Origin of the sequence: Desulfatibacillum alkenivorans DSM 16219 (assembly GCF_900142135.1) — a bacterium.
In the GTDB taxonomy this organism is placed as follows: Bacteria; Desulfobacterota; Desulfobacteria; order Desulfobacterales; family Desulfatibacillaceae; genus Desulfatibacillum; species Desulfatibacillum alkenivorans.
The window spans coordinates 94,772-110,075 of sequence record NZ_FQZU01000007.1; the positions used below are offsets into that span (position 1 = coordinate 94,772).

Consider the following 15,304-nt stretch of genomic DNA (forward strand, 5'->3'; position numbering starts at 1 on the left):
CAATGGCCGGCTGTTTCCGGAACATGCAGCATTTTTTGATGTGCGGCCTGAATCGCAGCAAAGGGTGATTCCATGAAGTTGAGATCCAAGTTATTGACTATTCTATTGGCCAGCGCCCTCCTATTCGGCGTAACCCAGGGCTTGATTCAACATTATGTCATCTCTCCGCGTTTCGCCGCCCTGGAGAAGCGGGAGGCGAAGAAGGACCTGCTCCGTTGCGTCAGAACCCTTGAAACGGAAACAGAGCACCTAAAGGCCCTGACTCACGATTGGGCGTCCTGGGACGATACCTGCGACTTTATCAAGGGGGGCGGCCCTGATTATGAAGAAGCCAATCTGGTTTTAGAAACCTTTGTAGACGCCAGTCTGAACGCCATCTGCTTTTTTGATGGAAACGGAGATCTTTTTTGGGGCAAAGCCGTAGACATAGAAACAGGGGCTCCCCTGCAAATCCGTCTGCTTTCCGAGGGTAAACTTTTACAAGACCATCCTCTTTTTGTGGATGCGTCATCCTTCGTCTACCAGAAAGATATCTCGAAGTCCGGAATTATGAGGACGGAGTACGGCCCCATGCTGGTCGCCTCCCTTCCTATTCTGAACACGGAAAACAAGGGGCCGGTGATGGGAACCATGGTCATGGCGCGCCTTATTACGGAGGCAATGAAGGACAGACTCAGGGATCAGACGCAGGTTCCCTTCGACATTAAAATGATAGACCCGGGGTATGCAGAGGCGGATTCCGGCGACGAGAGGAAAGTATTCCTAAAGCCTTTGGATGAAAACACCCTCCAAGCCTCCATGATCGTGAAGGACATCACCGGAAAGCCCCGCCTGGAATTGAGCGCGGATTTGCCCCGGGACATCCTGCAACAGGGGCTCGCATCCATGCGGACCGCCCGCGGCGTCACGGCGGCGGCTGGAATTCTTTTTCTGGTTCTATTGATCTGGCTGCTTGAGGCGGCCATTGTCAGGCCCGTCGTCCGGCTGACGGGGCAGATGCTTGTCGCCGGAAGAACCGGGGAGTTGCCTGGCAAAGTTTTTGCGGGCAGGAAGGACGAAATTGGAACCCTGGAGAATGAGTTCGACAGTTTACTGGAAACGGTGCATAGCCAGTCCAAAGAGTTGGAAGAGGAGTTGACGGCCAAAAAGAATCTTGCGGAGAAGCTTGAGGAAAATTTTCAAAAATACAAGCTGCTGGCGGAAAACCTCAAGGATGTGGTGGCGACCATCACGCCCGGGGGATACATTCAATATTGCAGCCCCGCCATTACGGAATTCAGCGGGCACACTGTGGAAGAGGTTGAGGGAAGGCATGTTTTCGGGTTTATGCCCGAAAACAGCGATCGAGAGCGCCTGATTGAACTGGTGGACAATATAGCGAAGTCCGGGGAAAGCCGATCCATGGAGTATGTCATGAGGGCGAAGGGCGGAGCCGGCTTTCCCGTGGAGTCCACGGCAAAGCCCATTATGGAAAATGGAAAACTGGTTCTGCTTCATTGCGTGTTCCGGGATATTTCTGAGCGAAAAAAAGTGGAGGATGAGAAAAATCGCCTGGAAGCTAAGCTGCAAATGGCGCAGAGGATGGAGGCCCTTGGGGCGTTGACCGGCGGAATTGCCCATAATTTCAACAACGTTCTTGCTCCCATCATGGGGAATACCGAATTGGCCATGTTGGATATTCCCGAGGACAGCCAAGCCTTCAAAAATTTGCAGCAGGTGCTGGAGGCCTCTGATAAGGCGAAAAAGATGGTCAGGCAGATTCTTTCGTTCAGCGATCATGGGGACGAAGACCCGGCGATGATTGATATCGAGGAGGTCGTAGAGGAGACCTACGGATTGATCAGGGCCTCCCTGCCTTCCAGCATTGAAATTCGGAAAGATGTGGAAAAAATAAGCGGGCTGGTCTACGCCGACCCCAAAGACCTGCAGCAGGTCTTGATGAATATTTGCGCCAACGCCGCATACGCTATGAAGGAGTTGGGCGGCGTGGTGGATATCTCGTTGGAGGAGCAGGACATCACGGAATTCGATTTGGATCATTCCAGGAAGATCAAACCCGGGAAATATGTCAAACTGAGCATAAGCGATAATGGGCCGGGTATGGAAAGCGAGGTGATGCAGCGTATCTTTGAGCCCTACTACACGACCAAGCCCGTGGGCGAGGGCTCCGGAATGGGGCTTTCCGAGGCTTTTGCGCTGATTTCCAAATACGGAGGGGAAATCAAGGCCTACTCAGAGCCGGGAATGGGCGCTTCTTTTTATATTTATCTGCCGCTCATGGCTGCCTCCTCCAAAACCCTTTCCAAGGAAACGCTGCCCCAAGGCTCGGAGCGCATCCTTATGGTGGACGACGAAGAGGCGGTCCTTACCATGACCCGCCAGATGGTGGAACACCTCGGATACAAGGTCACGGCTGTTGACAACAGCCCCCAGGCCCTGAAAATTTTCGAGGCCGACCCCCAGGCCTTTGACTTGATCATAACGGACATGACCATGCCTTATGTCACGGGGGACAGCCTGGCCAACAGAATCCTGGCCATTCGGCCTGAAATGCCGATTATTCTGTGCACGGGATTTTCCGAAAAACTTTCCAGGGAGCAGGCGAGGAGTATTGGCATCAAAGCCTATGTAACAAAGCCCGTGGTCATGGCTCAAATAGCCGGAATCATCCGGAGCGTTCTGGACCAATGATTTATAAATCCATGCCCCTTTGCCGCCAATTTGATGAAATGAGGGGTATTTCACTCACCTTTTTGCTGTCAAATTAACTAGTACATTTGACTCTTTTCTACCTTTTTGATTCAAATCCTTAAAAACCTTGATAACTAAGTCATGGCAGGCCTACAATAAGTGCATCATGCGGACGAACCGCATACCCACCGGATCTCACTTTTCTATAAGGAGGATGTTCGATATGAAATTGCGCAGAAGTGCGTCCATGCTCGTCTTGTTGACGGTTTTTCTCCTGGGGCGGTTTGTTTTTGCAGGGCAGCCGATTAAAATGCAGACGGCTCCCGCTCAAGTTCAGCCTGTCATTAATAAAAATATCACACAACAAGTCCCTTTAGTTGATCCGCAGATTTCCATACTTGGAATTCAGACGAGAAACATGCAAACTCTTTCCATGGTGGAGTATGAGATTAAAATCAAAAACGACGCCTCCACACCATACCGAGGCATAGCCCAACTGGCGCTGGACCTGAAAAGCATCATTCCTCCCGGCGAAAATATTTTTTGGGAGGAAGGGACTCCCGCCAAAGAGATAGGGCCTTTGGCGCCGGGGGAGGAAAAAAGCATCCGCGGCCAGTTGTCCCGAAAAGGCGCCGCCGTTTCCCTAAGGGCGTCCATCAAAACCAAGGATAAAGTCTGGCAATCCAAGACCGTTAAAATGGCCGAAATGCCTGCGCCCAAGGTGGAGATCACAAACTTGGAAATCCGCGACGGCAAGGTTTACGCTGCAATCAAGAACAAGTCCGCTTATCAGATTGATCCCAATGGGGGGCTTCTGATCCAGTTCTACGGGGGAGTCAAGCAAGCGGACGGATCCGTGGAATTCTCGCCGGCCGGGGGCAGGAGCATGACGTTGGCGCCTCATGCAGAGGCCACGCAAAGCTCAACTATCAGGGACGGATTTGACCTGTACAAAGTGACCCTGTTTTTTACCAGGGGAAAGACCAATATTACGGCTGATTCCAAGCTCATCAGCCTATAGCCGCAAAAGGCGGCCGGGCTCGTCCCGGCCGCCTGAAGATGAAGGGCTGTCCATCGGTTTTTTTTATGCTTTGCGAGCCTCCAAAAAGAAACTATTCATTTTTCTTATGGTCAAAACCATCATTTTTTTGACTATTTAGCTTCATTTTAAGTCATACGTTCTAAAAAACTTGAAAGTAAAGTTAAAGCAATGTAAGAATACCGTCCATCATGCGGATAGACCGCATTCCCGCCGGATCGATTATTCCATTTCAGGAGGCATTTGTATGAAGTCATGCAAAGGAGTGCTGCTGTATATTTTGCTCGCGGTTTTCGCCCTGACCTCTATTGCCGGGGCAGGGCCGCCGGTCAATCTGAAGGGCCCCCCTGCGGTTAAACAGCCCGGACCCGCAATCAATAAAAACATCCTGAAACAAATCCCGGAAGCCGATCCGGGCCTGGCGATCATCGGCCTGCAAAGCAGACACACCCAGGAGGTGTCCGCCCTGGAATATCAGGTTAAAATTAAAAATCAATCGTCCACGCCTTATGCAGGCCACGCCAGGCTGGGTATTTATTTAAAAATGCATGATCCCACGAAGCCCGATAAATTCAGGTGGGATATGGCGGAAGCCGGCAAGGAAATAGGCCCGTTGGCCCCTGGCGAAGAAAAGACTATTGCCGGCCGGGTCGTCAGGACCGGATATGCGGTGGGCATAAAGGCGGCTGTAAAAGGGAAAGACAAGGAATGGGCTTCCAGAACTTCCACGCTCCCTGACATGCCCGCGCCTGATGTGAAGATTAAAAATGTCAGCGTTGCAAACGGCAGCGTCCGCATAGACATGGAAAACCATTCCAACTATAAAATTGACGACCACGCCGGTTTGGGCGTGCAGGTGCTCAAAGGGACGAACCAGGCGGACGGCTCTGTGGATTTCGCCCCGGCGGGAGGGTTCCTGGTGAAATTGGAGCCCCATCAGCAATTCACCCAAACAATGACATTAACTCCCGGACATGACGTGTACAAGGCCCGTTTGTACTACTCCAGGCCCACGCTTGTCGTAGTGGATGAAAAGATTTTTTGGCCTTAACAGCTTAAGGCGGTCGGCCTTGATCCGGCCGCCCCGGGCTTAAAAACGCTCCATCAGTTGAGTGTCCAATCATGGAATCAGCATGGCCCAAGGGGGGAGGCTGCTCAGGGATTTTAAAAGAATCCCGTTCGAAAAATATTCCCTATTCATGTTGCTTATGATAGAATAATTGCTTGAATTATTCTGCTTTAATCCAACCCGCGGCTTTGCCGCACGACCAACCATTCACAATTTGTTTTTAGGGGGAGAACAACCATGGAAAAAATCTGGCTGAAAAACTATCAGGACGGAGTCCCGGAAGAAATCGATCTGAGCGAGTATAGCTCCATTCCTGATATTATGGACCAGGCTTACGCCAAATACGGTCCCAAACCCGCTTTTCACCAAATGGGCAAGAGCATTACCTATGATGAACTAAACGAGTTGAGCAAAAAGTTCGCCAGTTTTCTCCAGAACGACCTGGGGTTGAAACAGGGCGCCAGGGTGGCCCTGATGATGCCCAATATCCTTCAATATCCCATTGCCCTGTTTGGAATTCTTCGCGCCGGAATGGTGGCGGTCAACGTCAATCCCCTGTATACGGCCAGGGAGTTGGAGCACCAGTTGAACGATTCGGGCGCCGAAGCCATCCTGATTTTCGCCAACTCGGCCAGCGTCCTGCAGCAGGTCCTGGGCAACACGCCCGTCAAGCACGTATTGATCACGGAAATCGGCGACATGCTGGGGTTCCCCAAGAGCCTGCTGGTCAACACGGTCATCAAGCGCGTGAAGAAGATGGTGCCGCCGTTCAGCCTGCCCAGCGCCATGAAGTTCAAAGCGGCTTTGGCCAAGGGAAATTCGGCGACATACAAGCCGGCGAAGATCACCCTGGACGATTTGGCCTTCCTGCAATACACCGGCGGCACCACGGGCGTGTCCAAGGGCGCCGAGTTGACGCACAGGAATATCGTGGCCAACGTGCTTCAGGCCAGGGCGTGGATCAGCGGAAAAATTGAGGACGGAAAGGAAATCATGATTACGCCCCTGCCGCTCTATCACATCTTTTCCCTGACGGCCAACTGCCTGACCTTTTCGTCCATCGGTGCATTGAACGTGCTCATCACCAACCCCCGGGACATCCCGGGCTTTGTCAAGGAATTGAACAAGTGGAAGTTCACCTCCATGACCGGCGTCAACACACTCTTCAACGCCTTGATTAACGATCCCGAATTCGCCAAGGTGGATTTTTCCAGCTTTAAGCTGGCCCTGGGCGGCGGCATGGCGGTCCAGGAGCCCGTGGCCCTCAAGTGGAAGGAAATCACCGGCAAGCCTCTGGTCGAAGCTTACGGCCTTACCGAGACCTCGCCGGCCGCCTCCATCAACCGCATGGACCTGAAAGCCTATAACGGCTACATCGGCCTGCCCATCTCATCCACCCTGTTCGCCATCCGGGACGACGACGGCAATGACCTGCCCTTGAACGAGGTGGGGGAAATCTGCATCAAGGGCCCCCAGGTGTTCCGCGGCTATTACAAGAGGCCCGAAGAAACCGAAAAGGCCTTCTGGAGCGACGGCTTTTTCAAGACCGGCGACATGGGCTTCATGACCGAAGAAGGCTTCATCAAACTGGTGGACCGGAAAAAGGACATGATCCTGGTTTCCGGCTTTAACGTCTACCCCAACGAAATCGAAGACGTGGTGGCCGGCCATCCCAAGGTCCTGGAATGCGCGGCCGTGGGCGTGCCCGACGCCAAGAGCGGCGAGCTGGTCAAGCTCTTTGTGGTCAAAAAGGACGCATCCTTGACGGAAGAGGAGTTGAAGGCCTTCTGCAAGGAAAACTTCACGGGCTACAAGGTTCCCAAGTTCTATGAGTTCCGGGACGAACTGCCCAAGACCAACGTGGGCAAGATCCTCCGCAAGGATCTTCGCCAATAGTGTCAATCAAAGCAATACTCCGGCCCGGCGTTGATTTGCAGCGCCGGGCCGGCTTTTAAGGAATTATGGACGAAAAACAAAAGCAGGAATTAAAGATAAAAATTCTGGAGCAGATTGAATCCCTGAAAAAGGACATCGCCTCCTTGGCGGAGGCCACCCGCCCCATTTCCCCGGACAACGCCATAGGCAGAATCTCCCGCATGGAGGCCATCAACGCCAAGAGCGTGAATGAAAAGGCCCTGGCCAACGCCAAGGCCCGAATGAACGGCCTCATGCGCGCCCTGGACAACATCGGCGATCCTGACTTCGGGTATTGCGCCATCTGCGACGAGGAAATTCCCATGGGCCGGATCATGCTCGTGCCCGAGTCCGGCGTTTGCGTCAAATGCGCCCAAAAAGCATAAAAAGATAACTGTTTAACCACGAAACACACGGAAAAAGCCTAGTTGAAAACACTGTATGTGAAACTCGCAGGGGGGGGATGGCAGGGGCCTCCGCAGGGTGGCCCAAGCATGAAATGCCTGGGCCCGTAAGGCCAAAAGGCGCGACCCAAAAGGATGTTTGGAGTTGGGAACGGTCGGCGGGCGGATGACGTACATTGAATTCCGGTGTTTTATAGAGGGGCAGCTCAGGTAGGGCAAGCCCCATCTCTACATTCGCTCCCAGACGGCTTTCCCATCCGTCACTCCCTATCATCCCTGTGGGTAATCCATCGTCTATCGCCATCTATTGGCCAAGGGCGGAAACCCAGCAACGGCGGCCTTCAAATGATTCCTTGAGCCGGACGCCCTATCATGCTACTTTTGCCCACTATTTACTTCATTTTCAGGGAAGATAGGCGCCATGGCAGAACCCTACGACTTCAAAGGCAAAAAGCAGATCAAGGACGCCCATGCGGCCAGGGAGGCCCAGTCTTACGCGGTTTTGTTCGGTTTTTTTCTGACGTTGCTGTTCCTGGGCGGGATGATTGGAATGGCCGTCGGCGGAAAGCAGGGCGGGCTTATTGGGTGCTTTGGCGGCGCCTTGGTCAGTTTGTTGGCAGGCCGCCTGTGGAGAGCGCTGACCGAAGGAATCGCCGACAACCTAGGGCGCATTGTTTTTATCGGCAAGAAGGCCAACTGGACCAAGTATGAACGCCTGGAATCCGACATGCAGCAAATCCGCTACGCCAAGCACAGCGAACGCTATGGCGAGGCCCTGACCATGGTCAATCGGGTTTTGAAAAAGGCCCCCGAATGGCCGGAGGCCCTTCTCTTAAAGGCGGACATCCTCTGGGAAGGCTTTGAATCCCTGGAGGAATCCAAGGAAGTCCTGCGCACCATCATCAAGCTGACCGAGCCCTCGGACAAATACCATGTGTGGGCCCGGTCCAAGTATAAGGAGCTTTCCCAATACCGTAAGGAAAGCTCCTCCTGATTATCAATCCTCCACTCGCAATTTGATTTCGCCGGAATTGGCCTTGAGCTCAGGCGCATACATGGCGTGGGCCTTGGTTGGCAGGGCCGAGAACCTGCCCGGGATTTCCGCCCGCATCCGGTACGACAGGTTGTGGGTTCCCCGAAGAACGGACCGGCAGAAGAAGGCCACCCGTTCGTCCCGGTATTCCACGTAGGCGCCCATGCCCGCGCCGCTGTATCCGCTGCGCACGTCCACGGGCTCGAATCCGGCGGGCTTGTAATCCTCAAAAACCAGGTATTCGTAGTCGTTCTTGCTTTGGACGGTCAACTCCACTTCCACAAGGTCTCCGCTTTGGAGCATGTCCAGGTTGCTTAGCTCCTGGCGTTCGTATTTTTCCACCTTGCGGTCCAGAACCTGGCCGCGGGCGCCCGCGTCCTTGATGGTTTTGTCCACAGGCTTGAGCAGATAGATTTTGCGATCCACCTTGATTTCCAAACCCGCGGCCTTGATGTCGTCCTCCAGGGTGAAATTGCTCATCCAGGCATTGAAGTACACCGGGCCCTTGCCTTTGCGCTCCAGCCGGATTTCATGCCTTCCCGAGGAGATTTCATCCCCTCTCAGGATCAGCGCATTGTCAAAATCCAGCAGGTTGCCTTGGTTGACCGCGACTTCTTTTTTTAAAATACCGTCCACGTATACCGCAATCTTCATGTCCGGGGCGTCTTCGCCCGAGGCTTTCAGGTAGTCGGCCAGGGCCTCGATGCACAGGGCCGTGTCCCGGGTGGATTTCCAGCGCGCGCCGTGCTTCCGGTTGTTGAGGATGTACTTGACCAGCCCGGCGGCCTGGTTCTGCGCACCTTTTTCCCCTTCAAATCCGGTTGCCGCCAGGAGTTTCAAATACCAGGCGTTGGCTTCCATCCGGTCTCCGTACCAGTACCACCACCAGGCGCCGCCGCCCATTTCCAGGCAGCAGGTCTGGTTTTCGTCGTCGCAAACCAGATATTGGCTGATGTTTTTCATGACCCGGGCCAGGTCCTCGTTCTCCTCCATTACATGGAGGCCGGCGCCCAGCAGGGTCAGGCCGTAGACCGAAAGACGGGTTTTATCCCGCATGAGATAGTCTTTCATCGCCTGACTTCCCTGGCCGGCCCGAGCCAGGATCATGAAGATATAGGCGTCCGTATTGTCGGCATACGTTTTATAAGGCTTTGTTTTGGAGGCGGCGTTGTTCAGGTGGGTTAACTGCTCCTCTTGGTAACGTTCCAGCCAGGCAAGGCCTTGTGTGAGCACGGCTTGAGGAACGTCCGCCCCGGCCTCCTTGGCCTTCATCAGACCCCGGACCACGGTGGCCGTGGTATGGGGATAGGAGTGTTCTCCCCGGCCGGAAAACCAGCCCCATCCGCCATCGGAATTCTGCATGGAGGCCAGCTTGTCCACGCCTTCCCGCACCATGTCCCGGACCCTGGCCGGATCGTACACCGGATTTTCGTCCCACTGCTGCCATTGGGCGGCGCGTTCGGCCGGGTCTCCCATTTCCTGGGCGTTCAGGTTGGTGTGCTTGTCTTTCAGGGCTTTCAGGTCAATGCCTTTGCTTTCCAGCAGGTTCAGGGTGATTGCCGTGGGCAGAAACCGGTTCAAGGTTTGCTCGGTGCATCCGTAGGGGTAATTTGCCAGATAGGGCAGGGCGTCGACCATGGCGCCCGCCAGGGTGGGGGAGTATCTCACCTCCAGGCGGGAGGCCTCGGGGCGTCTCGCCTTGGGGACGTCAATGGTAAAGACGCCGGAGTTTTGATCCGGCCGGATGACGCCGCTGAAGGTCTCGGTTTTTTCCATGCCGTGAACGTAGACGGGAAAGCGCATTTCCATGGCGTCCGATTCCTTGGCGGAAATCGCCTTCATACGGACGATGGCCTCGCCTTCCTTGACGACCTTCACCCGCCAGTCCACGCGTTTTTCGCTGTTGGAGTCCAGCGGCAGGATTTTGTTGGCGCCCCGTTCCAATTCCAGGCAGCCGCCGTCCAGTTCCAGAACGGCCCTGACCGAAACCCGGTCGTCCAGATAATTATGGATATTGGCCGAAAGCACAACCTCGTCCCCTTGCACGAAGAACCGGGGGGCCTGCAAGCGCAGCAGCAGGTCCTTGGACGTGACAACCTCTGCTTCCCCCTGGCCCACCCGGGTGCCGTGGCCCATGGCCCAGGCCTTGATCTTCCAGGCGGTCAGGTTTTCGGGCATGTCAAATTCCACCTGGGCGTGCCCGTTTCCATCGGTCTCCAAGGACCCGGCCCAAAAAGCCGTGTCCGCAAATTCCGTGCGCACATGCACGGCTTCTTCCGAGGCGCCGGCGCCTGCATCGGCTTCATCGGACATCATTTCCGCCTGGGGCGCCGGTGCAGCGAAGGTTGCCATTTCACCGATTGCAGCGCTACGCAGCACGTTGCTCTTTGGTTTAGCAAGCATTCTATGGGCAACACGTTTTTCGCCCGGAGCGGGAACGGACCCAAAAACTCCGATAGGGCGCATGGCGATCGAATCCGGGGGCGTTACTTGATATTCATTGGAGCTCACATTATCCGAGGTCCTTGGAGAGTGGCTTCTGACCCATTTCCAGAAATAGTCCCGGATGTCAGGGACATTGGAGCCGCCGGAAATGTACTCGACAGCCTTGTCGTACACGGTCAGCACCGCACTTCCTTTAAAGGGCTCGCCGTCCATGCCCGTCAGGCGCAGGTCGATTTTGGCCTTCTCGCCGGGCTTGTATTTTTCGGAGGAAGGCAGGACCTCCACATTACACACGCGATTTTCGGGCGGAACCACAATCCGCCGGGTTTCGGAGTACACCTTGCCGTCATGGACGGTCAGGGCCTCCACAAAGAAATTGGGCATATCCTTTTTGCTGACTTCGATTTCCTGAACCGTGCTGTTTCCGTTGATCCGCAAAACTCTGGGCTTGGGATACACGCCGTTTTCCGGCCTGACAAACAAGAGCACCGTGGAGTCCTTGGCGCGGGTGTTGATACGCAGCCGCACCTTGTCTCCAGGAGTGTATTCCCGCAAATCAGGCACAAGTTCCAGATGGTCGAAGACGAAATTTTTGCCTGTGTCTTTATCCCCCATGACGCAGAACACGTATCCGCCTTCCCGGGTGCGGCCCTTGGCGTCGATTACGCTGAGGGAAATGCGATACTGCCCGGCCTTTGAGGCGTCCATTTTCAATTCCGCGCGGCCGTCAGCGCCGATTTTCAGGTCCCATTCCTTGACGGCCTTTTCCGAAGGCTCGCCGTTTTTGCGGGTGACTTTATACAAAACCGCCTTGCCCGAACCGGACACAGGCTTGCCGTCCGGAGTCTGGGCGGAAAAATCGGCCTTGACCACGTCGCCCACCTGATAATGTCCCTTATTCACCCAGGCGTAGACCTTGAAAGGCTCCCTGGCCGCAATCACGGCGCCTTTTCCCACAATGGTCCTGCGGGATTGGTCCGTCACTTCCACGGTGATTTCGTATCGATGGTCTGAATCGCCCCTTAGCTCTTTGGCCAAAGCCGTATCAATGGGCAGCTTCAGCACGCCGTTCTCATCGGTCAGGCCCTGGCCTTCGGCCACCACTTCCGGCGGTGCATTTCTGCCGCTCCACCACCATGACCAACGGGGACGATTGCAGCCCCACTTGGTCCAGCCGGGATACCAGTCATAATCGTAGCCAAACCACCAATACCCGGCGCCGTACAGCCAGTCCCAGGGGCCCCGGGGAAACCAGCCCTGATTATACTCGGACCGAAGCACCTTGTAGGCGACCTTGGCTTCTTGGACCGGCGCGCCGAAATAATAATCCGCTTTGATTTCCACCGGAATGGTTTCGCCCAGGGCGATGGGCTTTTCGGGCGCTTCCACCTTAACCTCAAATTCCGGCTTTTTGTATTCCTCCACCCGGAATGAGATGCTTCCTTGGGAGCCTAAATGGACGTAATACCTGCCAAGGGGCGCTTCATCGGGCAGGGTGTATTCACCCTCCATTCCGCCGTATTCGTCCGCGATCTTTGTGCTGCTGATGATGGTCGTGCTTTTGGGGTCGACTCCTTCGATCATGAAGGATTTGCCGGCGTACTTGGATTTCTCGCCCAGGTCGTACCTTGCCTGGCGCACCCAGAATTTATAATGCACGGTCTGGCCGGGCCGGTATACGGGCCTGTCCGTAATGCCAAAGGCACGGGTTTGGTCCAGGTTGTCAAGGTCCGAGCGTCCCCACCAACCGCCATAATTTTCAAAATGGGTGAATCGGCCATCGGCGCTTTCGGCTGTCACGATCAGGCCGAATGATCCTCGCTCCCGCAGATCCTCAACGGTTGCCATGCCGTTCCGGTCGGTTGTTTTGACCATTTCATCAATGACTGTTTTTTTCGGATTTAGCTCGTACCAAAATAGTTCAACCTTCATTCCGGCCAGGGGCTCGCCGGTCGCCGCGTCGCTGATATAATACAAATTCCGGCCGTTCATGGTTTTTTGGACAATGGCCGTGTCTGTTATTCTGACAATGATGCTGGAAGCATTGCCGTTTTCCATCTGGGAGGTCAGGAGATAGACCCCTGCCTTTTTCAAGGGCGTTTTGACGGTAATCCGTTTGTCGAAATGATCCTTGTTCGGCTCCAGGGCCAGGTCCCATTCCGCCGCGGTTTTTCCAAGGTATTGCGTCTGGTTTTGGGTGACGAGGCGCTCTACGATATTGTACAGATTTATTGTATCAAAATCGGGAATTCCTTCTTTTGCATCCCGGATAGTTTTTTTTACGTCTTCGATCAGCCTTTTCTCGTCAACCTCCACGGCCTTGAAATGCACCTTTTTTCCGTTGCGGAATGTAAAGCCGACTTCCGCTTCCCTGCCCGCGGGCTGAGTCGCGCAGGAATCGAACTCTCCCAAGGCGCCGGTAAGCTGCATCAACTTTTTGTTCTGCTCCTTTTTGCTTTTAGGAAAGCGCTTAATCAAATCCTTACGGTACTTGACCGCCTTGGGATATTGCCGGCGGTTTTCAAAAATTTGGGCCAGGGATTCCAGGGCGTTTTGCGCATAGCTTCCGCCGCTTTTTTCGATCTGCTTGTAGATGGCGATATAATTATGCTCTTTGGGCAGGGTAAAGCGTTTAACGCCCGAAGCCAGGGATGCAATGGTTTCGTTCTCCGACAAGGTGTGAACGGTAAAAGGACCGTCCTTTTCCATCCCGCCGTCCATGGCGCCCGCCAAAAGCGACGCCCTGGTTAAAGTTTCCACGCCGAATTGGTCTTGCAAAAACTTGGCGTATTTCCAAAGGGCTTGATTTTTCGACTCCGGGTTTCGTTTTGCCGCATAGTTCAATAGCCAGCGATACCGCTCCCCGTCATTGGCGGCTTTTTCAAAACTCTCAGGAATAGAGTAAAAAATAGGGTTTCCTTCCGGGTCCACGGGAGTTCTTGCATTCTCATAAACGTAATGACTCCAATATCCTTCCTCATGATCGGGCAGGGTTTCCAGGTCCGTGGCGTATTGAAGCCTCCAGGCCTCGCCCAGGCCGCGATAACCCAGGACCATGTTTGCAAAACGGAAGCACAGGCTGGATGCGTCGGTTTTGTCCACGTCATCCGGAAGAATATCCAAGGCCTGCTTCATCAATTGCAGGGCCCGCACCCGGTCCCGCTCCGAGGCGTCCACACGGTCGCAGCCCCCCCTGTGGGGCCCGCGTTCAAATTTTCCGGAGACTATACACCCGTTATGATCCAGGGAAAAATACGTCTCCGCCGCCCGGTGGAGAACGCGCCATTGGTCCTTATGGATTTCCACGGCTTTTTCCAAAAGCCCGTCGGCTTCCTTCAACCTGCCAAGGCGCTGCATACAGGCCGCGGCGTTCGTGAGGGAGGGCGCCGCTTCATCAGGGTCGGCGTTTTCGTCCTCAATCACTTGAACATACAAATCCAGGGCGTCCTTATAGTTGCCCTCCTGCATTTGCCTTTCGGCTTGCCGGAACGGGCTTTCATGGTTCGCAGACTGGGAAAAAGCCGCAGGCGCAACCAAAAGCAGAATAAAAACGACTATTAAAAAAGGCCTGATTTGCATGGGGAACTCTCCTGGGGTTCGGGTGCAGGGACAAAGTTTTTACCTCATGATACATGACCAATGCTCATAGAAAAAGCAAAACTAATGCAAAATTTCGCGGCGCATGCATCTTGTTAGGCGTTTAATTTATTTGGCAAAACGCCAATAAGTATGATATTCATTCTTAAAATTAGTCTAGTAAACTTGATTTCATGGAAATTCTACACATAGTCAATTTTTAATTTTTAGACAAAATTGAGGAATCTAAGGAGGCGGTCTTTGGAAAATATGGAACTGGATAAAGCCTTGGGCGTGGCCACCGATTTTGTGGTCAACTATTCCTTTCAGATATTCGGAGCGATGGTCATCCTTATTGTGGGATGGCTTTTAGCCGGCTGGCTTGCCAAGACCATCACCCGTCTGTTGGACGGCCGAAACATGGACCCCATGCTCAGCCGTTTTCTGGGCGGTGTTTCCAAGGTTTTAGTGCTGATTTTCACGGTGATTCTGGCCCTGGACAAGTTCGGCATTTCCCTGGGGCCCTTTGTCGCCGCCCTGGGCGCCCTGACCTTGGGCGCCAGCTTCGCCGTGCAAGGCATATTGTCCAACTACGGCGCCGGTCTCACCATCATCATGACCCGGCCTTTCACCCTTGGCCACACCGTAACCATGGCCGGCGTGCGGGGCGTTGTGGAGGACATCACCCTGGCCTCCACGATCCTCGTCACCGAGGACGGCGAGAAAATCATGATCCCCAACAAGCATATTGTGGGAGAGATCCTGACCAACTCCTTCGCCTATTCCGTGGTGGAAACCTCCGTGGGGATTTCTTACGCCAGCGACCCGGAGACCGCCATCGAAGCCATCAACAATGCGCTAAAGAATTTTGAGGATATACCCGAAGAACCCGCAAGTCAGGTAGGAATTGAAGCCTTTGCAGATTCTTCCATTAATATCGGGGTGCGCTATTGGGCGCCCACCATCAAGTATTACGACCTCCAGTATAAGGTGAACCTCGCCGTATACAAGGCTTTGAAGGAAGTTGGGGTGGAGATCCCCTATCCCCAGAGAGATGTGAGAATCATCAAGGAAACCGAGGGTTCTTAAAACAGGTTCTATAAAAGTATATGCAATATACGGAAGTCAGGCAA

Annotated in this window: 8 protein-coding genes; 7 read left to right on the plus strand and 1 reads right to left on the minus strand. The window is 54.1% G+C overall.

Annotation, left to right across the window (positions count from 1 at the left end; translation table 11 throughout):
* Nucleotides 1–72: 72 nt before the first annotated feature.
* From BUE18_RS08180 to BUE18_RS08205, 6 genes are all read left to right on the plus strand, one after another.
* A complete protein-coding gene (locus tag BUE18_RS08180; protein WP_083610864.1) occupies nt 73–2,691 on the plus strand; it encodes a CHASE4 domain-containing protein in 2,619 nt (872 codons plus the stop codon).
* 418 nt (nt 2,692–3,109) lie between these two features.
* Nucleotides 3,110–3,712, plus strand: coding sequence for a hypothetical protein (locus tag BUE18_RS08185; protein WP_139264650.1), 603 nt, complete (start codon nt 3,110–3,112; stop codon nt 3,710–3,712).
* Nucleotides 3,713–3,977: 265 nt separating this feature from the next.
* Complete coding sequence (locus tag BUE18_RS08190; RefSeq protein ID WP_073474743.1) at nt 3,978–4,781, plus strand: hypothetical protein; 804 nt, start codon at nt 3,978–3,980, stop codon at nt 4,779–4,781.
* A gap of 255 nt (nt 4,782–5,036) precedes the next feature.
* On the plus strand, nt 5,037–6,695 hold the full coding sequence (locus BUE18_RS08195) for an AMP-binding protein (protein WP_073474745.1): 1,659 nt from the start codon (nt 5,037–5,039) through the stop codon (nt 6,693–6,695).
* Nucleotides 6,696–6,760: 65 nt separating this feature from the next.
* Nucleotides 6,761–7,099 (plus strand): TraR/DksA family transcriptional regulator, encoded by a 339-nt coding sequence (locus tag BUE18_RS08200; RefSeq protein ID WP_073474747.1) that lies wholly within the window; start codon nt 6,761–6,763, stop codon nt 7,097–7,099.
* Between the two features lie 439 nt (nt 7,100–7,538).
* Complete coding sequence (locus BUE18_RS08205; protein ID WP_073474749.1) at nt 7,539–8,111, plus strand: hypothetical protein; 573 nt, start codon at nt 7,539–7,541, stop codon at nt 8,109–8,111.
* Between the two features lie 3 nt (nt 8,112–8,114).
* Here BUE18_RS08205 and BUE18_RS08210 read toward each other — a convergent pair whose 3' ends face one another.
* Nucleotides 8,115–14,174: an alpha-2-macroglobulin family protein gene (locus BUE18_RS08210; protein WP_073474751.1), complete on the minus strand. Its 6,060-nt coding sequence runs from the start codon at nt 14,172–14,174 to the stop codon at nt 8,115–8,117.
* A gap of 267 nt (nt 14,175–14,441) precedes the next feature.
* On the opposite strand from BUE18_RS08210, the gene BUE18_RS08215 reads away from it, so the two are divergent.
* Nucleotides 14,442–15,260, plus strand: coding sequence for a mechanosensitive ion channel family protein (locus tag BUE18_RS08215; RefSeq protein WP_073474901.1), 819 nt, complete (start codon nt 14,442–14,444; stop codon nt 15,258–15,260).
* Nucleotides 15,261–15,304: the final 44 nt, after the last annotated feature.